Raw genomic sequence first — 16,827 nt, 5'->3', positions numbered from 1 at the left:
ATGAGTGCGCCAGAAAAGCTCCCGAACGCAGGCAAGAAGGCCAAGGACCTCAACGAGGTCATCCGGTACACGCTGTGGTCCGTCTTCAAGTTGCGCGATGTGCTGCCCGAGGACCGCTCCGGTTACGCCGAGGAGGTCCAGGAGCTGTTCGACCAGCTCGCCGCCAAGGACGTCACCGTGCGCGGCACGTACGACGTGTCCGGGCTGCGTGCCGACGCCGACGTGATGATCTGGTGGCACGCCGAGACCGCGGACGAGCTGCAGGACGCGTACAACCGCTTCCGCCGCACCCGCCTCGGCCGCGCGCTCGAGCCGGTGTGGTCGAACATGGCGCTGCACCGCCCCGCCGAGTTCAACAAGTCGCACATCCCGGCGTTCCTGGCCGACGAGACCCCCCGCAACTACGTCTCGGTCTACCCCTTCGTGCGCTCCTACGACTGGTACCTGCTCCCCGACGAGGACCGTCGCCGGATGCTCGCCGACCACGGCAAGATGGCCCGCGGCTACCCGGACGTGCGCGCCAACACGGTCGCCTCGTTCTCGCTCGGCGACTACGAGTGGATCCTCGCCTTCGAGGCGGACGAGCTGTACCGCATCGTCGACCTGATGCGGCACCTGCGTGCGTCGGAGGCGCGGATGCACGTCCGTGAGGAGGTCCCGTTCTACACCGGCCGCCGCAAGGACGTGGCGGACCTCGTCGCGGGTCTCGCGTAACCCTCCACCGGCGAGCCCGACGGAGCCGGCTGAGCCGGCGAAGACGGCGAACGACCTGACGGCCGGGTTTCCGCTCCTGCAGAGCGGATACCCAGCCGTCCACATGGCCCGGAAGATCAGACGGCGTGCGGCAGCTTCCGCTGCTCCGCCCGCCGGTCCAGCGACACCGGGTCGGGCTCCGGGTGCGGCGCGCACGATGCGCGCCGCACCGGCGTCTCACCCCGCAGCAGATAGTCCTCCAGGTGCTTGTTGACGCAGGTGTTGCTGCCGCCGCCGATGCCGTGCGTCCCCGCGTCCTCCTCCGTGACCAGCACCGAACCCGCAAGACGCCGCTGCAGTTCGAGCGCTCCCGTGTACGGGGTGGCCGCGTCCCGCTCCGCCGCGAGGATCAACGTCGGCGGCAACTGCCCCGGCTCCGCGCGGACGTCCAGCGGCTGCTGCCGCGGCTCCTGCCAGAAGGCGCACGGCAGGTTCATCCACACGTTGTCCCAGGTCTCGAACGGCGCGCGCTTGGCCAGCAGCGAGTTGTCCAGGTCCCAGGTGAGCCAGTCCTCCGGCCACGGGGCGTCGTTGCACTCGACCGCCGTGTAGACGGCGTTGCCGTTCTCCGAGGCCTTCGCCGCCGCGGGCTCCGGCGCGGCCTGCTCGATCAGCGGCTCCGGGTTGCCCTTCAGGTACTCCGACAGCGCGCCGGCGCGCAGCGGCCAGTAGTCGTCGTAGTAGCCGGCCCCCAGGAACGCGGCGTGCAGCTGGCCAGGACCCACCGTGCCGCCCGCGGGCTCCCGCTCGAGGCGGGCGCGCACCTTCTCGTAGCTGCGGGACACGTCCTCGGGGGTCGCGCCCAGCCCGTACGTCGTGTCGTGCTTCGCCACCCAGGCGCGGAAGTCGGCCCAGCGGCTCTCGAAGGCCTCCGACTGGTCCAGGTTGTTGCGGTACCAGATCTGCTCGGGGTCGGGGTCGACAGCGGAGTCGAAGACCATACGGCGCACATGGGAGGGGAACATCGTCGCGTACAGGGCGCCGAAGTAGGTGCCGTACGAGGCGCCCATGAACGTCAGCTTCTTCTCGCCGAGCGCCGCCCTCAGCACGTCCAGGTCGCGGGCGTTGTTCAGCGACGTGTAGTGGCGCAGCGCCGTGCCGGTCTTCTCCGCGCAGCCCTTCGCGTAGGCCTGCGCCTGCGCGATGCGTTCCTTCTTGTACGCGAGCGAGGGGTGCGTCGGGGCCTGGGTGGGGGCCTTGAGGAAGTCCTCCGGCTCCTGGCAGGACAGCGGGGCGGACCGGCCGACCCCGCGGGGCGCGTAGCCGACGATGTCGTACGCCTCCGCGATCCGCTTCCACTCGGGCAGCCCGGCCGCCAGCGGGAAGGACATGCTGGAGGCGCCCGGACCGCCCGGGTTGTAGACGAAGGCGCCCTGCCGCTGCGACTTCTTCCCGGTCGCCCGCACCCGGCTGACGGTGAGTTCGATCCGGCGGCCCGACGGGTCTGCGTAGTCGAGCGGGACCTCGACGGTGCCGCAGCGGACCGTGTCGGGCAGCTTCTCGGCGGCGGGGCAGCGGCCGAAGTCGATGCCGGCCGCCGCGGCGCGCCCGGCGGCCACGGCGGTGCCGTGGGCGGCGGCGTCGGTGGTGGTCGTACCGCCGGCGGGGGCGACGGCGACCGAGGTGAGGAGCAAGGAACCGAGGCCCGCCACGGCCCCGTACTTCGCGGCTGTTCTCATCGCGTTCCCTTCGTGCGCGGGGCGGCCGGGCGGCGGCCACGGGACGAAAGGGATCTTGGTCAGGGGCGGTTCGCGAAGTAAAGCACCGTCCGGCGGTGTCGGGGCCAATGACCCCGATGCCGTCCCGTCAGGAACTGCTGCCGGAGCCTCCGCCGCAACTGGATCCGGAGGAGCCGCCGCAGGAGGAGCCGGAGCCGCCTCCCGAGCCGCCGCAGCCCGACCCGCCGGACGCGCCGCAGCCGGAACCGCCCCCCGACTCGGGAGACGAACCGGCGCACCACACGGCCTCGCCCACGAAGGGAGGCGCGTACGACGGATCGCTCGGCACGCCGCCCGTCGTGCCACCGCTCGTCGCACCGACCCGCACGGCCGCGCCCAACTGCCTGCGCAGGGCGTAGTCCGGCACGCCCCGCACGCCCTGCAGGGCCACCAGGACGGCCGGATCCCGCGTCCCGGAGTGCGCCAGGCGGTACGCACGCAGCGCGCTCCGCCCCGCGGGCGTGACCCGCCGCCGGGCGCGTCGCGCCTGGAACGCGCCGATCACGGCGCCCGCGATCAGCACCGGGAAGACCAGGAGGACGAACGGCGATCCCGGGCCGCCGGACGTGTCACCGAGGAATGCGACGACCGTGAGGAAGAGCGACACCGGGAGGCCGAGGAAGCAGACCGCGCTCTGGATCACGCCCCACCGGGCGAGCCCCGTGCCGTGGCCGGGCGGCACCATCAGTCCGCGTGCCGCGAGCAGGTCGCCGATCTCCTGTACCGCGGGGCTGCGCATCGTGTGGAGCCGTACGGTGTGCAGCGCGCCGTTCGGGGCGAAGGGGAGCACCGAGAACACCGCCCGCTCCACCGGGTCCCGCGCGACCGGCCGCAGCGCGGACAGAACTCCGGGCCAGCCGACGGCGATCCGTCCGTCGCCGTGCAGGGCGGTGATCGCGGCGTCGACGACGCGTCCGGGTCCGCCCGCGAGGAAGGCCGCCTCGTACGCGTCGTGGACGTGCGCGGCGCCGGGCGGGGAGGCCGGCTGGGCGGCGGACACCCGGACGATCAGGAACAGGGACGACAGGCCGACCGCGAGATGGACGACGATCGCGAGGAATTCCATGGCGCTCACCTCGCCGCGAGCGCGGCGCGGGCCACACGGACCAGGCGGGTCGCCCCGCGCGGCGGACGGGTGGCGCTGCGCTCCCGCCACCACAGGGTCAGCCTGCGCCGGGCGGCGCCGTCCTGCGGGCGTCCTGAGGCCAGCAGGTGCTCGGCGAAGTCGAGCGCGTCGCGCCGGTAACCCGCGTGCATGGGGCGGTTCCTGGCGTACGCGAGGAAGGCGGCCCGGTAGCCGGTCCCGAGGATCTCGGGCAGCTCGGGCGCGACCTTCGCGACGACGTCCGCGCGCTTCGCGGCGAGGGCGCGGCTCTGCACGCGCAGGCGGCGTGCGTCGAATCCCTCGGGTGCGGGCGTTCCCGCGACGAGCGCGGACAGCAGGGCGGCCTGCCTGAGCGCGACGTGCTGGCGGGCGGGCGGCGTTCTTGTGTCGGAGGCGGGGCGGGGCGGCGTCGCCGCGAGGGGGGTGGTCCGGGGCGAGGCGGAGCGGGCGCTGTGCGCGGCCGACGCCAGGGTCGTGCGGATGGTCGCGAGTTCGGCCTCCAGCTCGGAACCGGCGGGGAAGTCGTCGTCGCGCTCCAGCAGCACCCCCGGCGGGTTCACCCTGCTCCGCAGGTCCGACAGGATGTCCAGGACCGGCCGTGTCACCGGGTGCGCGTGCGTGTCGTGCCAGATCCCGTCGCGTTCGACGCCGCCCGCGACATGGACGTACGCGATCGACTCCACCGGCAGTTCGTCGAGCGCGGCCGACGGGTCCTCGCCGCGGTTGACGTGGTTGGTGTGGAGGTTGGCCACGTCGATCAGCAGCCCTACCCCGGTCCGTTCCACGAGCTCCGCGAGGAACTGGCCCTCGGTGAGCTCCTCGCCCGGCCAGGAGAACATCGCCGCGATGTTCTCCAGCGCCAGCGGCACCGGCAGCGAGTCCTGCGCGATGCGCACGTTCTCGCACAGCACGGCGAGCGCGTCCCAGGTGCGGGGGACGGGCAGCAGATGGCCGGCCTCCTGCACGGCGGACGCGGTGAGCGCGCCGCCCGCCCTCACGAACGCGATGTGCTCCGTGACCAGCGGCGCGGCCAGTGCCTCTGCCCGCTCTGCCAGATCGGCCAGGCGCCGCTTCGAGGGCCGGTCGGCGCCGCCGAGTCCGAGCGAGACGCCGTGCGGGACGACGCGGACGCCGCGCGAGCGCAGCCGGAGCAGTGCGGGCGGCAGGTGGCCGGGGCAGACGTTCTCCGCGACGACCTCGACCCAGTCGAGCTCCGGCAGCCGCTCCACCGTGTCCGCGATCTCCGGCCGCCAGCCGATTCCGATGCCGAGTTCCATGGTCCCCTCCTCCACGCCCGACGTGTGTGGCGTGCCAGGGTCATGGCCCCCGCACGAGCAGGTGAATCCGCAGGAGGGGACGTTCAGAGGTTGATTTGAGGTTCCGGCCCGGGCGGACCGGAACCTCCTGCCGTGTTCGGGGCCGCCCGGTCATCCCGCAGGGACGGGGTCCTGCGGTGCCGGGCGGTCGGTGTTGACCGCGGTCGGCGCACCCGGCTGCGGTGAGGGCCGGGACGTGAACGACTGGTCCCCGGTCGGGGTGACCGCGGGCGGCGCGGGCGGCAGGTTGCCGTCCGGCGGCGGCGGACCGCTCGGGCTGGCCGTGGCTCCCGCCGCGGCTTCGTTGGCGATGGCGTCGAAGTCGACCCGGCCGGTCTGCTCGAGCATCGTGATGTGGTCGAGGACCGTCTGGTTGGCGTCCGAGGCGAGCTGGCGGATCAGTGTGTTGCGGGTGGTGTGACGGACCTGCGCGATCAGCGCGAAGACCTTGCCGTGGGCGTTCCGCAGAAGCTGGGCGAACTTGCGCTCGTACTCCTCGCCCTGCGCCGCGGACAGTTCGCGCAGCCAGCCCTGCTGCTGCTCGGTGGGCTGGTTCGGCAGCTCGACGCCCAGCTGCGCCGCCACGTTGCGGGCCCGCTTGTCGAGGTCGGTGTGGCCGACGACGAGGTGGTCGCCGGCCGCCTTGACGGCCTCGGTGGGCGCGCGTTCGATCGCCTGCTGCCCGGCGGGCAGTTCCCACAGGCCGGCGAGCCGCACCTTGACGAGGAAGTCGCGGTCGGTGGCCGACAGCGGCCCCCACTGGGTCGCCACGCTCGAGGCGTTGAGATTGTCCTGCCCGGTGCCGGAACGGTCGGCGTATGACCACACGGGGAACGCGAGCGCCCCGACCGTGACGACCAGGGCCGCGATGATGAGTGCTGTTCCGTTGATGCGCCGCAACAATGTGCCTCCAGAGCCGATGCGTTACACGGCAACCAACCGCCCTGCTGAATGGCCGGTCAGCCCACCGGCCGCCTGCCGGTCGAACTTAGCCGGTCAAACTACTGGGCGGTACCCGGAAGTACGTAGCCGGGGCCCTGGTTGTTCAACGGCCCGCCGGCCGGATGCCGGTGCGGCGAGCGGTGGGGTACGCGGGAAGGGGCGGCCTGCCGCGCGCCCCTGGGTTCCGGCCGTCCGGGAGGGTCGACCACCGGTGCCCGCCCTGTGGTTCGGCGGTACGGCGGGAGCGATCGGGCCCCGGTGTAAGGGCCGACGACCCGTGCCCGCCGCGGAGTTCGGTCCGGGCGGGCACCGGTCCGTCAGCCCCAGTCGCAGCCGGTGCCGTCGTTGTCCCGGTCGAGGTGGCTGCCGTAGCCGGGCTCGCCCCGGCGCACGGGCGCGGCCCCCGCGGCCCGTGCGGCGGCGCAGTTCTCGTAGTACACGTCCGCGTCACCGCCGCTGCCGGAGTCGCTGTCGCCGCTGTCGTAGGCGTCGGCGGTCTCCGTCTCGGTCACCGTCACGGTCACGGTGGGCCCCGGTTCGGTGACGGTGGCCTTGGGGGCGGGCGTCGCCGTGGTGGTCGCCGTCGCGGTGACCGTCTCGGTGACGGTCGGGCCGGGGCTCGGCCCGGCGGCCGCCGCGGCCGGCCGGGAGTCGTCGGAGGCGGCGGCACCACCGCACCCGAAGCCGAGCGCCATGATCAGCAGCCCGCCGGCGTAGGTGCGCTTCATCTTCCACAGCGGCCGTTGCGTCCCGGCGGGCACGGGGCCGGGCGACGGCGGGCCGATGGTGAACGGATTGCTCAAGGTCCCCCCTTGTGCAGATTCTGTGAAGGCTCACCGTAGCGCCCGGCACCCCGGAAGGGACGACAATCGGAGTAATTGAATCCGGACCTCAGCCGAAGGTGCGGCGGTAGGTCCGCGGGGAGACCCCGGTGGTGCGTTTGAAACGGTCACGGAAAGCGGTGGGCGAGCCGAAACCGACCTGGGCGGCGATGCGCTCGACGGAGTGGTCGGTGGTCTCCAGCAGGTGCTGGGCCTGGCGGATACGGGCCCGGTGGAGCCACTGGAGCGGGGTCGTGCCGGTCTGTTCGCGGAAGCGGCGTATCAGGGTGCGGGTGCTGGTCCCGGCCTGGTCGGCGACGGCGGCGAGCGTGAGGTCACGGCCCAGGTTGTCCCGCAGCCAGGTGAGCAGCGGCTCGAGGGCGGAGCCCTGGGGGTCGGGCGCATGGTCGTGGACGATGAACTGCGCCTGCCCGCCTTCCCGTTCAAGAGGCATGACGGACAGCCGGGCCGCGTCCGCGGCGACCGCGGAGCCGTAGTCGCGGCGGATCATGTGCAGGCACAGGTCCAGGCCCGCGGCCGCGCCCGCCGAGGTGAGGATCTGCCCGTTGTCGACGTACAGGACGTCCGGGTCGACCTCGACGTCCGGGTGGCCGGCTGCCAGGAGGTCCGCCGCGACCCAGTGGGTGGTGGCCCGCAGGCCGTCGAGGAGCCCGGTGGCGGCCAGCGGGAAGGCGCCCGAGCAGATGGAGGCGATGCGCGTGCCGTTCTCGGCCGCCGCCCGCAGCGCGTCACGGACCGCGGCGGAGAGCGGGGCGGCGGGGGCGGCGGTACCGGGCACGACGATCGTGTCCGCGCCCTCGAGCCCTTCCAGTCCCCAGGGCGCACGCAGGGTGAACGCGCCGGCGTCGATCTCCGGCTGTTCGGCGCACACGCGCAGGTGGTAGCCGGGTCGCCCGTCCGGGAGCCGGGTGCGGGTGAAGACCTCGATCGGGGTGGACAGGTCGAAGGGGATCACCCGGTCCAGCGCGAGAACGGCGATGGTGTGCATGGCGGGAACGTACCTCTCCACCGGATGCCGGATCCGCCCAGGTGCTACGGAACCGCTGTCCTGTCGCAGTTCGCAAGCCGCTTCGTCGCGTTGGCAGTATCTCGTTGAAAGGTGTCACTGATGCCACTGGGAGACCCGGTGGCAGCCGGATAACTTCGGTGGCGTCTCCGGCACATGACCGGATCTCCCACACCCCCGAAGGGCCTCTCCATGCACGTCCGGATCCACTTGTCCGAGGGCTCGGACCGGCTCGATGCCGGCGCTCCCCACGAGGTGCCGCACGCCGGCGGCACGGTCGTCCGGCGCACGGTGGCCGTTGGCTCCCGAGTCGTCCGGCACACGGTGGCGGGAACCTCCTGCCGCGTCCGGCGCACGGTGACGGGAACCTCCTGCCGCGCCCGGCGCAGGGCGGCGGGTGGCTCCCGAGCCGTCCGGCGCACGGTGACGGGAACCTCCTGCCGCGCCCGGCGCACGGTGGCGGGTGTCTCCGAAGTCGTCCGGCGCACGGGTGTCCGTGGAGCCGGACGCCCGCCGGCCTCGGAGGTCACCGGCGCGCCCCGTACCCGGTCGGCCGGAACCCGGCCGACGCGTCGCATCGTCCGTGCGGCCACGGAGCCCCGACGGTGACGAAATTCTTCCTCGTCCTGCACGTCCTGGCCGCCGTCGTGGCCGTCGGCCCGGTCACCGTCGCGGCGAGCATGTTCCCCAAGGCCCTGCGCCACGCGCACAGCGGCCCCGGCGACGGGGAGGCGCTCACGACCCTGCGGACGCTGCACCGCATCTGCCGCGTCTACGCGGCCGTCGGCATCGCCGTTCCCGTCTTCGGATTCGCCACGGCGAGCAGCCTCGGCGTCCTCGGCAGCGCGTGGCTCATCGCCTCGATCCTTCTGACCGCCGGGGCCGCCGGCCTGCTCGCCCTGCTGATCCTGCCCGCCCAGGAGGGGGCCCTCGCCGCCGCGGAGACTTCCGGCTCCGACCCGGGATCACCGGGCCGCCTCGCGATGCTCACCGGCGTCTTCAACCTGCTGTGGGCCACGGTCACCGTCCTGATGATCATCCGCCCCGGCTCCACCACAGGAGTGTGACCGTGACTCTGCGGCCCCTGCGCATCGCGGCCCACGCCGAGCTCGTCTCACTGATCGTGATGACGGCCAACCTGGCCACCGCCCATCTCGGGCCCGTCTCCTCCCTGATGGGGCCCACCCACGGCTGCGCCTACCTGTTCGTCGTCGTCGCGACGTGGCGCCTCCGGCGGGCCACGCCCCTCACCAAGGCCGCCGCCGTCGTCCCCGGCATCGGCGGCCTCCTCGCACTGCGGCGGCTCGACCGCCGCGGCACCGTCCGTCCGACCCCCGAGAAGGCCGTGCGCCCATGACCTACCTCACGCCGATCCTGGTCGGCGTCCTCTACGCCGCCGCGATGTCCCTGATCCGCGAACCGCACCGGCGCCGCTTCAACGCGATCATGGTGGCCGGGGCGGGGGCCGCGTACCTGAGCGGCGGCGGCTTCGGCGGCTGGGAGTTCCTCGCCACCGCCGTCATCACGTACGTCGCCTACCGGGGCCTGGAGTCCTGGACGTTCATCGGCATCGCCTGGCTGCTGCACACCGCATGGGACCTGCTCCACCACTTCAAGGGCAACCCGATCATCCCCTTCTCCCACGACTCGTCCCTCGCCTGCGCCGTCTGCGATCCCGTCATCGCGCTGTGGTGCCTGAGGGGCGGACCCTCACTGTTCGGCCTCGTCCGCGGCCGGTCGGCGCGCACCACCAACACCGCGGACGTGACACCGCCCGCCTAGGCGGGAGCCGCGCCCCGCACCGCGGACGACGCACCGCCCGCGCAGGCGCGCCCCGACGGCCGCCTACGCGCGGTCCGCGCCGCCGCGCAGCGAGGGGTGGTCGGCCACGACGGTGCACGAACCCGGGGCGATCTCGGTGAAGCCCGCGTCGCGCACGACCGGCAGACCGCTCTTCGTGAGCGCCGGCCAGTCCGCCGGGTCCGCGGTGCGCACAAAGAGCGCGAAGCCCGAGTCCCGCCACGCCTCGCGATCCGCGTCGGACAGTTCCCACCAGGCGAGTTGGGCGCCGTGGCCCGCCTGCGCCATGGCCTTGCCCGCGGACATCTCCAGCTCCGGGCTCAGCCACAGGACGGGACGGGCCGGGTCGGGGGCGACGGGCGGGCGGGGGTCGTCGAGTTCCGTTCCCGACACCTGGAGCTTGGCCAGTTCCTTCGGCCACCCGTCGAGCGGGACCGGCGGGAAGACCCGTACCTCCGCCGGAGGCGGTGCCGGTACCGGTCCTGTGGCGGCGTCCGTGTCCGCCGCGTCCGCCGCGGACTCCGCTTCGGACCCGGCCGCCGGACCGCCCGCGCCGGTCACCGTGATGCCGGGGAGCGTGCCGGCCTTGCGCCACTCCGCGCCGCGCGCCCGGCGGACGACCTTGCGGATACGGGCGTCCTGCCAGTCCCGCACGGCCTGCGCCCACTCTCCCTCACCGGCGGAGCGCTCGTCGGCGAGGATCTCGAGGACCGCTCGCGCGGCGGTCTCCAAGGCGTCCGTACGGGACGGCGGCCCCGACTTCTCTATGCGCACCACCAGCGGCAGGACGAACTGGGGTGCCGCGTCACGGGAGTCGTCCCGGTGCCTGAAGGGACTGTCGGACGGGTTTTCACGGAGGTCTTCGCTGCTCACGCCGCCAGTCTGCCAGCCGCCCGGCCGGAGGCTGTTGGCGGAACGAGCCCCTCCGGGCGACGATGCACTCCATGAAGAGCGATCTTTTCTCCACAGAGAACATGGCACAGCAGGCCACCGTGCCCGGAATGACGCTGCAGAACGCCAAGTCGATCAAGTACGCGGTCAACGGCGAGATGCACGCGCGGCAGGGCTCGATGATCGCCTTCCGCGGCAACTTGCAGTTCGAGCGCAAGGGCCAGGGGATCGGCGGCATGCTCAAGCGCGCCGTCACCGGGGAGGGGCTGCCGTTGATGGCCGTGCGCGGCCAGGGCGAGGCGTGGTTCGCGCACGAAGCGGCCAACTGCTTCATCGTCGACATCGAACAGGGCGACGCGCTGACCATAAACGGCCGCAACGTGCTCTGCTTCGACGCGACGCTGAGCTACGAGATCAAGACCGTCAAGGGCGCCGGCATGACCGGCGGCGGCCTCTTCAACAGCCTCTTCACCGGCTACGGGAAACTGGGCGTCATCTGCGACGGCAGCCCGATCGTCATCCCCGTCAGCCACCAGCAGCCGGTCTTCGTCGACACGGACGCCGTCGTCGGCTGGAGCGCCCAGCTGCACACGTCGCTGCACCGTTCGCAGTCCGTCGGCTCGATGATCCGCGGCGGCTCGGGCGAGGCGGTGCAACTCAAGCTGGAGGGCGAGGGTTTCGTCATCGTCCGGCCCAGCGAGCTCACCCCGCAGAAAGCGTCACAGAACTGAAGCTCCGGCAGGTGGGCCGTCGTTACGGCCTCGGCGGGCCCTGGGTGCTGCGCGAGGTCGACCTCGAGCTGCGCCCGGGCGCCCTCGTCCGCGTCGAGGGCGCCAACGGGAGTGGCAAGTCGACGCTGCTGAGGCTGCTCGCCGGCATCGACGCGCCCACGGAGGGCCGGATCACCGGCCGGCCCCGCACGGCCTACGTCCCCGAACGCTTCCCCGCCGCCCTGCCGTTCACCGCGGCCGGCTATCTGACGCATCTCGGCCGCATCCACGGGCTGGGGCGGCGGGCGGCGGCATCAGGGGCTGCCGAGTGGCTCGAGCGCTTCGGGGCCGCGGCCTACTCACGAACACCGCTCGGTGAGCTGTCCAAGGGCACCAGCCAGAAGGTCGCCGTGGCCCAGGCGCTCGTCGCCGGCCCGGAACTGCTCGTGCTCGACGAGGCATGGACCGGCCTGGACGCCCCGGCGCGCGAGCAGCTCGACCTCGCCGTCGCCGCGCTGGTCACGGCGGGTGCCTCGGTCGTGCACGTCGACCACGACCCCCGGCGGCCGGCCGCGACGGCCGGCACGGTGCTCCACGTACGGGACGGCCGGGTCGTGGAACTGCCGGCGGAAGGCCCGTCGGGCGCGGGGCGGGAACCGGGCGCGAGGACGCGGATCGTTGCGGTCGCCCCCCGCGGTGTACCCCTGCCGGACCGGCTGCCCGGAGATCCGGAGCAGTTCGCGGGCGAGGACGGCGGCACCGTACTGACCGTCCCTGCCGGGTACTCCGACGCCCTGCTGCGTGCGCTGCTCACCGCCCGGCCGCCGTGGCACATCCGGCGCGTGGAAGGGGGCGTGGATCCGGCCGCGCACGCACCCGCGGCAGCGGCGGTGACAGCGACGACCGCGCGTCCGACAGGATCCGGCACGACGACATGACGGCACTTCTGCGCTACCACACCGCCCTTCTCCTGCGCTCCCAGCGCTGGCTGCCGCCCGTACTGCTCTACGGCGCGGCGCTGGCCGTCGGCGTCCAGGGCGGCGGACCGGTGCTGGACTCCCTCGGCTACACGGCCGCCGCGCTGCTCCCGGTCACCGCGTGGCTCGTGCGGATCTGCGCCACCCAGGAGCCGCCGGCCGCGCGCTGCGTCACGGCCGCGGCCGCCGGCGCGCCCCGGGCGCACCTGGCCTCACTGCTCGCCGCCGCCCTGTGCGCGGCGGTCCTGGGCGCCGTGGCCGTGACCTTCGTGGTACTGATCAGCGCTCCCTCCGGCGCCGCCCACGAGGCGGTGGTCCCACGGCCGGCCGCGGCCGGGGCGGGACTCGTCGCGGGCGCGGTCTGCGTCCTGCTCGGAGTGGCGGTCGGGGCGCTGTGCACCCGGCCCCTGCTGCACGCGCGGGGCTGGTCACTGGCGGCGACGGTCCTGCTGGCGCTGCTGGCACTGGTCAGCAGTGGATCTCCCGCGAGGTACGCCGTCACCGGACTGGTCACGGGCTCTCGGAACGGGGTGGTGACGCTGCCGCTGCTGCCGCTCCTCGCGGCGGCGCTGATCGCCTCCGCCGCAGCCGGCGTCGCGTCCGTCCTGGCGCCGCTGCGGGGTGCGGACGGCGGCAGAGCCGCGAGCTAGAGTCGGATGTATGGACGAGCACGAGCCGTACTGCGAGACCACGGAGATCCAGGCGGCAGGGCAGGAGGCCCAAACCCCGGCCGAGGGGCCCTTCGCCGAATGCGTCCTGTGCCGTGCGCCGACGGAGTACCCGGAGACGGTCAAGGGCGCGCCGCTGTGTCCGGTGTGCGAGTGGCGGGAGGCGGAGCGCACGGCCTGCTCCGGCTGACCGCGTGACCCGCGACCGCCCCTGACCGCCGGCCCGAGCACCCGGTCGCCTGCGGGCCCGCTCCGGATGCCCGGCGGCGCGGTCCCGGGTGCCTTCGGGGGAACCAGGCGCCGCGACCGTGGCCCCTGGCCCTTTTGGTGGTACGCCGATGTGCATGCCCCCAAGGCCGTCGGACCCGCGGCAGCGCCCCCAGGATGTGCCCCCGTCCCCGCCGCGGGTGCCGGAGGCGCTGCGGACGGCCGCCGCGTACGCGTGGCGGATCATCGCCGTGGCCGTGGCCGTCTACAGCGTCTTCGCGGTGCTCGGGCGGTTCCACGAGATCGCGGTGGCCGTCTTCCTGGGCCTCGTCGTCACCGCCGTGCTCCGGCCGGTGGCCGACCTGGTGGCGCGCGTCCTGCCGCGCCCGCTCGCCGTCGCGATCTCGCTGTTCGGCACCATCGCACTCGTCCTGGGCGTGCTCGCCCTGGTCGGCGAGGCGGTCGCGGGGGAGCGGACGACTCTTGTACGGGAGTTCCGTACCGGCATCGAGCGGATCGAGAACCGGCTGGAGCGGCCGCCGTTCCGCGTCGACCCCGAGGCCCTCACGGACGTCCAGTCACGCATCGGCCAGCTGCTCTCCAGCCACCGGTCCACGGTCATCAGTGAGGCGCTGAGCGGTGCCGGCAAGCTGGTCGAAGTGCTCACGGTGTTCGCCCTCGCGCTGTTCTGCTCGGTCTTCTTCATCCACTCCGGAGACCGCCAATGGGGATGGTTCTGCGGTCAGTTGCCGCCGGTCGCCCGCCGGCGCGCCACGGTGGCGGGGCGGGCCGCCTGGCGGACCTTCACCGGCTACACCCACGGCATCCTCCTGGTGGCCGCCACCAACGCGATCCTCGTCGGCATCGCCCTCTTCGCCCTCGGCGTCCCGCTCGCCCTGCCCCTCGCCCTGCTGGAGTTCTTCGCCGCGTTCGTCCCCCTCGTCGGCTCCCCCGTCGCTCTCGCGGTGGCCGCGGTGGTGGCGCTGGCGGCCAAGGGGCCGCTGACGGCGGCCGTGGTCGTCGCGCTCATCGTCGTGATCGGGCAGATCGAGGGCCATCTGCTGCATCCCGTCGTGATGAGCTGGGCCGTCCGGCTGCATCCGGTGGTGGTCGCGCTGTCGGTCGTCGGCGGCGCCGTCGCGGCGGGGATGGTGGGCGCGGTCGCCGCCGTGCCGCTGGTGGCCGTCCTCTGGTCGGTCCGGCAGGCGCTGAGGCCGAGCGGGGACGGCGCGCCCGCCGAGGGCGGCTGACCTGGCGTCAGGGCACCGCCCGGTCCGGTTCCTCGGTGGCGACCAGGGAACGCGCGAGCGGCATCCGGGCCAGCGCGAGGACACCTGCCACCACCAGGGCCACGCCGAACGCCTGCGGGACCAGCCACCAGCCGGTGCGGATGTCCTCCTCGTACAGGAGCATGCCGAGGCTCAGGCTCACCGCCGCGTCGCCGAGCGTGAGGGCCGGCTGCGACGCGATCAGTGGACCGGCCTGCATCGTGTTCTCCAGCAGGAAGAGCGCGCACCCGCCGGTCGCCGCGAACGCGTACGTCTGCCAGGCCGTGAGGAAGGCTCCGATGCCGTGGTCGTCCAGCGTGTGCACCGCCGACTTCATCAGGGCCGCGGTGAGCGCGTAGCTGATGGCGGTGGCGGTGCCGAAGCAGGCAGCGCGGGCGCGGCCCTCGGGGCGGCGCAGCGCGACGGCGGTGAGCACGAGGACGACCGCGCCGCTCACGGCGAGCGCGACGATCCAGCGGTCCAGGGGCACGGAGGTGCGGTCGCCGGAGGGTGACGCGGCGGCGAGAGCGATGCCCAGACCCGTCACGACGGCCGCCACCGCCAGCCGGCCGACGCGTGGAAGGCTGCCGTGCAGCAGCAGCGTCGCGAGGATCAGGGCGAGCGGCAGCTCGAGCACGAACAGCGGCTGGACGATCGTCAGCGGCCCGGTCCCGAGCGCCACCGCCTGGCACAGGCCCGCCACCACGACGGCGAGCATGCCGAGCAGCCAGACGGGCCGGCGCAGCAGATCGAGCATGAGACCGGCGCGCAGCCCCTCGGAGCGGGGTACGTCGAGGGCGGCCTTGCGCTGGAGCACGGTGGCGAACGCGTTGCTCAGCGCCGCGCCGAGCGCGAACAGTACCGGGAGCAGGATGTGCACGTGATCGGCCTCCGTGGTGTGCCGGGGTCGCGGTGGTGGTGTCGCTGTCGGTCCGCCCGGGCGGCGGCTATCGCATCAGTTCCGAGACCTTGACGAACCGGTACCCGCGCCGGCGCAGTTCCGGGACGATCCGGCGGACCGCCTCCTGCGTGACCGGGGCGGCGCTGCGGGTGCAGTGCATGACGACGAGCGAGCCGGGTCTCACCCCGCCGAGCACCTGCTCGGCGACGGCGTCCGCGTCGGAGGCGAACGCGTCACCGCTGACGACGTCCCACTGCACCGCGGTGACCCCGGCCGGCGCGAGGGCCCGTAGTGCCGTGTCGTCGTAACAGCCGCCGGGGAAGCGGAAGTACGGCACCACGTTGCGCGCTCCGGCCTTCTCGAACGCCGCGAAGGCCCGCCGCACATCGGTGAGCATGTCCTTCGCGCCGATCTCAGGGAGCCCGTAGCAGGGGGAGCTGAACGCGTGATGGCTGTAGGAGTGGTTCGCGATCTCGAAGAGGGAATCGGTGCCGATGGCCTTCGCCTGGGCCGGGTACTCCTCCGCCCAGCGGCCCGTCATGAAGACGGTCGAGGGCACCTTCAGGGTCCGCAGGGTCTCGATCAGCGCGGGGTTGTCGAACCGTTCGCCCCGCTCGGCGCGCGGGCCCTGATCGGCGGTCATGTCGGCGTCGAAGGTGAGTGCGACGGTCTTCGCGGCGTCGCCCTCGGCGGCCGCCGCGCGCATGAACACGGGGGTGTGCCCGCCGGGCCCGGGAGCCATGGTCGGAGCGGTCTCGTGGGTGGCGGAGGCGGCCGGACGCGGCGGCGGCGACGTAGGTGCGGAGACGGGACTGCCCGAGGCGCCGCAGCCGACGAGTGCGGCACCCGCGGCCGTCAAACCGGTAATTCTTAGTACAGATCTGATCATTTACGAAAAGTAAGCGATCAGCGCCTCTGTCCAGGGTCACCGTGGCTCCGCGTCCGGGTGGGTCGCGCGGAGGCCGCCCGTTCGGTCCGGCCGCCGGGCGCGTCCATGGCCTGGATTGCACTGTGCAATCATGCGAGCGACTGCTGGCCCGCGTGCTCTGGAGGAACGGCATGGCAGAGGTGCCTCTGACGGCGGGTGTGCTCGCCACGACGGCGGACGCTCTCGACGTGCCGGACGACCGCGGCGGTGCCGTGTGGCGGCTGACGCCGGCCGCGCGGCAGCTGGACGCCAACCTCGTACGGCTCCCGCCCGGCACCCGCCGCCCCCGTCATGTCGAGAAGGACCTCGACGTGCTGCTCTGCGTGGTCCACGGCAGCGGCGAGCTCGTGACCCAGGGCGTGCGGCAGGAGCTCGAACCGGGATGCGTGGCCTGGTTGCCGCACGGCATGGAACGCTCCGTCGCCGCCGGTCCGGACGGTCTCGTCTACCTCACGGCGCACCGGCGCCGGCCGGGCATGGCCATCGGGAACGTGACCGCGGCGCGTGAGGCGGCCGGTGGCGTCGGCGCGGCCGCGGCCCCCGAGAGCGCCGGTGGCGAGCCTGCCTGCATGCTCGGCCGCATCTGCCCCGAGTGCGACCGTCCCGCCGACGATCCCGGCGCGCGCTACTGCAGCAGGTGCGGCGCCCGACTGCCCTCATGAGCCCTGCGACGGGCCGCTCCTGACGAGAGGTCAGGCAGTGATTTCGCGCATGCGATGAGTACAACTCCCGCCTCATCCGTATCAACGGTCGGACGCGTCCCCCGGTCTGTCGTCGACAACCGGATTCCGTATC

Annotated in this window: 19 protein-coding genes; 10 read left to right on the top strand and 9 right to left on the bottom strand. The window is 73.4% G+C overall.

All coding sequences use genetic code 11. The features are described from left to right. Positions 1-714: a hydrogen peroxide-dependent heme synthase gene (gene hemQ, locus SPRI_RS08710; protein ID WP_037773492.1), complete on the top strand. Its 714-nt coding sequence runs from the start codon at positions 1-3 to the stop codon at positions 712-714. Positions 715-830: 116 nt separating this feature from the next. On the opposite strand, the gene SPRI_RS08705 is transcribed toward hemQ, so the two are convergent. The 6 genes from SPRI_RS08705 to SPRI_RS08680 all read right to left on the bottom strand — a co-directional run bounded on the left by SPRI_RS08705 (position 831) and on the right by SPRI_RS08680 (position 7,664). Continuing rightward, positions 831-2,432 (bottom strand): alpha/beta hydrolase, encoded by a 1,602-nt coding sequence (locus SPRI_RS08705; protein WP_053556828.1) that lies wholly within the window; start codon positions 2,430-2,432, stop codon positions 831-833. A gap of 127 nt (positions 2,433-2,559) precedes the next feature. Next, positions 2,560-3,537 carry a TIGR04222 domain-containing membrane protein gene (locus SPRI_RS08700; RefSeq protein ID WP_053556827.1) on the bottom strand — a complete coding sequence of 326 codons (978 nt, stop codon included), beginning with the start codon at positions 3,535-3,537 and terminating at the stop codon, positions 2,560-2,562. A gap of 5 nt (positions 3,538-3,542) precedes the next feature. Then, entirely contained in the window at positions 3,543-4,853 is a 1,311-nt protein-coding gene (locus SPRI_RS08695; protein WP_037773491.1) for a DUF692 domain-containing protein, read from the bottom strand. A 150-nt stretch (positions 4,854-5,003) separates the two neighbouring features. Beyond that, positions 5,004-5,792, bottom strand: a complete 789-nt coding sequence (locus tag SPRI_RS08690; RefSeq protein WP_005310492.1) for a DUF4142 domain-containing protein — start codon at positions 5,790-5,792, stop codon at positions 5,004-5,006. A gap of 359 nt (positions 5,793-6,151) precedes the next feature. After that, positions 6,152-6,637, bottom strand: a complete 486-nt coding sequence (locus SPRI_RS08685) for an excalibur calcium-binding domain-containing protein (RefSeq protein WP_005310490.1) — start codon at positions 6,635-6,637, stop codon at positions 6,152-6,154. Between the two features lie 88 nt (positions 6,638-6,725). Then, positions 6,726-7,664 carry a GlxA family transcriptional regulator gene (locus SPRI_RS08680; protein WP_053556826.1) on the bottom strand — a complete coding sequence of 313 codons (939 nt, stop codon included), beginning with the start codon at positions 7,662-7,664 and terminating at the stop codon, positions 6,726-6,728. A gap of 623 nt (positions 7,665-8,287) precedes the next feature. On the opposite strand from SPRI_RS08680, the gene SPRI_RS08670 reads away from it, so the two are divergent. Genes SPRI_RS08670 through SPRI_RS08660 form a run of 3 tightly spaced genes read left to right on the top strand, consistent with a single transcriptional unit; the run spans position 8,288 to position 9,464 of the window. Beyond that, on the top strand, positions 8,288-8,749 hold the full coding sequence (locus SPRI_RS08670; RefSeq protein WP_005310484.1) for a hypothetical protein: 462 nt from the start codon (positions 8,288-8,290) through the stop codon (positions 8,747-8,749). A 2-nt stretch (positions 8,750-8,751) separates the two neighbouring features. After that, complete coding sequence (locus tag SPRI_RS08665) at positions 8,752-9,039, top strand: hypothetical protein (protein ID WP_037773489.1); 288 nt, start codon at positions 8,752-8,754, stop codon at positions 9,037-9,039. Next, positions 9,036-9,464: a DUF6010 family protein gene (locus tag SPRI_RS08660; RefSeq protein ID WP_005310481.1), complete on the top strand. Its 429-nt coding sequence runs from the start codon at positions 9,036-9,038 to the stop codon at positions 9,462-9,464. The genes SPRI_RS08665 and SPRI_RS08660 overlap by 4 nt, the downstream gene beginning before the upstream one ends. Before the next feature lie 63 nt (positions 9,465-9,527). Here SPRI_RS08660 and SPRI_RS08655 read toward each other — a convergent pair whose 3' ends face one another. Beyond that, positions 9,528-10,355 carry an aminoacyl-tRNA hydrolase gene (locus tag SPRI_RS08655; RefSeq protein ID WP_005310479.1) on the bottom strand — a complete coding sequence of 276 codons (828 nt, stop codon included), beginning with the start codon at positions 10,353-10,355 and terminating at the stop codon, positions 9,528-9,530. A gap of 71 nt (positions 10,356-10,426) precedes the next feature. Between SPRI_RS08655 and SPRI_RS08650 the strand changes: the two genes are divergently transcribed. The 5 genes from SPRI_RS08650 (at position 10,427) to SPRI_RS08630 (ending at position 14,185) form a co-directional block, all read left to right on the top strand. After that, the gene (locus SPRI_RS08650) at positions 10,427-11,104 is read left to right on the top strand and encodes an AIM24 family protein (RefSeq protein ID WP_005310477.1); all 678 of its coding nucleotides are present in this window, start codon (positions 10,427-10,429) and stop codon (positions 11,102-11,104) included. Positions 11,105-11,115: 11 nt separating this feature from the next. Continuing rightward, on the top strand, positions 11,116-12,021 hold the full coding sequence (locus SPRI_RS08645) for an ATP-binding cassette domain-containing protein (RefSeq protein ID WP_063805334.1): 906 nt from the start codon (positions 11,116-11,118) through the stop codon (positions 12,019-12,021). Next, on the top strand, positions 12,018-12,710 hold the full coding sequence (locus SPRI_RS08640) for a hypothetical protein (protein ID WP_037773488.1): 693 nt from the start codon (positions 12,018-12,020) through the stop codon (positions 12,708-12,710). Before SPRI_RS08645 ends, SPRI_RS08640 begins: the two co-directional genes overlap by 4 nt. 10 nt (positions 12,711-12,720) lie before the next feature. Beyond that, positions 12,721-12,918 (top strand): hypothetical protein, encoded by a 198-nt coding sequence (locus SPRI_RS08635; protein ID WP_005310471.1) that lies wholly within the window; start codon positions 12,721-12,723, stop codon positions 12,916-12,918. A 148-nt stretch (positions 12,919-13,066) separates the two neighbouring features. Continuing rightward, the gene (locus SPRI_RS08630) at positions 13,067-14,185 is read left to right on the top strand and encodes an AI-2E family transporter (RefSeq protein ID WP_050791449.1); all 1,119 of its coding nucleotides are present in this window, start codon (positions 13,067-13,069) and stop codon (positions 14,183-14,185) included. A gap of 7 nt (positions 14,186-14,192) precedes the next feature. Here SPRI_RS08630 and SPRI_RS08625 read toward each other — a convergent pair whose 3' ends face one another. Both SPRI_RS08625 and SPRI_RS08620 read right to left on the bottom strand, forming a co-directional pair. Then, positions 14,193-15,083, bottom strand: coding sequence for a DMT family transporter (locus SPRI_RS08625; protein WP_005310467.1), 891 nt, complete (start codon positions 15,081-15,083; stop codon positions 14,193-14,195). 67 nt (positions 15,084-15,150) lie between these two features. Further along, positions 15,151-15,993: a polysaccharide deacetylase family protein gene (locus SPRI_RS08620; RefSeq protein ID WP_005310465.1), complete on the bottom strand. Its 843-nt coding sequence runs from the start codon at positions 15,991-15,993 to the stop codon at positions 15,151-15,153. 170 nt (positions 15,994-16,163) lie between these two features. Between SPRI_RS08620 and SPRI_RS08615 the strand changes: the two genes are divergently transcribed. Further along, the gene (locus SPRI_RS08615) at positions 16,164-16,694 is read left to right on the top strand and encodes an AraC family ligand binding domain-containing protein (RefSeq protein ID WP_005310463.1); all 531 of its coding nucleotides are present in this window, start codon (positions 16,164-16,166) and stop codon (positions 16,692-16,694) included. Positions 16,695-16,827: the final 133 nt, after the last annotated feature.

The sequence above is a fragment of the Streptomyces pristinaespiralis genome (assembly GCF_001278075.1).
In the GTDB taxonomy this organism is placed as follows: domain Bacteria; phylum Actinomycetota; class Actinomycetes; order Streptomycetales; family Streptomycetaceae; genus Streptomyces; species Streptomyces pristinaespiralis.
This window is presented reverse-complemented; position numbering and strand designations above follow the sequence as displayed.

What these genes read in the sequence shown, in the direction of transcription:
- SPRI_RS08705 (WP_053556828.1), bottom strand. Translation starts at nt 2,432, where the DNA reads ATGAGAACAGCCGCGAAGTACGGGGCCGTGGCGGGCCTCGGTTCCTTG.
- SPRI_RS08615 (WP_005310463.1), top strand. Translation starts at nt 16,164, where the DNA reads ATGGCAGAGGTGCCTCTGACGGCGGGTGTGCTCGCCACGACGGCGGAC.
- SPRI_RS08700 (WP_053556827.1), bottom strand. Translation starts at nt 3,537, where the DNA reads ATGGAATTCCTCGCGATCGTCGTCCATCTCGCGGTCGGCCTGTCGTCC.
- hemQ (WP_037773492.1), top strand. Translation starts at nt 1, where the DNA reads ATGAGTGCGCCAGAAAAGCTCCCGAACGCAGGCAAGAAGGCCAAGGAC.
- SPRI_RS08630 (WP_050791449.1), top strand. Translation starts at nt 13,067, where the DNA reads ATGTGCATGCCCCCAAGGCCGTCGGACCCGCGGCAGCGCCCCCAGGAT.
- SPRI_RS08695 (WP_037773491.1), bottom strand. Translation starts at nt 4,853, where the DNA reads ATGGAACTCGGCATCGGAATCGGCTGGCGGCCGGAGATCGCGGACACG.
- SPRI_RS08650 (WP_005310477.1), top strand. Translation starts at nt 10,427, where the DNA reads ATGAAGAGCGATCTTTTCTCCACAGAGAACATGGCACAGCAGGCCACC.
- SPRI_RS08635 (WP_005310471.1), top strand. Translation starts at nt 12,721, where the DNA reads ATGGACGAGCACGAGCCGTACTGCGAGACCACGGAGATCCAGGCGGCA.
- SPRI_RS08620 (WP_005310465.1), bottom strand. Translation starts at nt 15,993, where the DNA reads ATGATCAGATCTGTACTAAGAATTACCGGTTTGACGGCCGCGGGTGCC.
- SPRI_RS08660 (WP_005310481.1), top strand. Translation starts at nt 9,036, where the DNA reads ATGACCTACCTCACGCCGATCCTGGTCGGCGTCCTCTACGCCGCCGCG.
- SPRI_RS08680 (WP_053556826.1), bottom strand. Translation starts at nt 7,664, where the DNA reads ATGCACACCATCGCCGTTCTCGCGCTGGACCGGGTGATCCCCTTCGAC.
- SPRI_RS08640 (WP_037773488.1), top strand. Translation starts at nt 12,018, where the DNA reads ATGACGGCACTTCTGCGCTACCACACCGCCCTTCTCCTGCGCTCCCAG.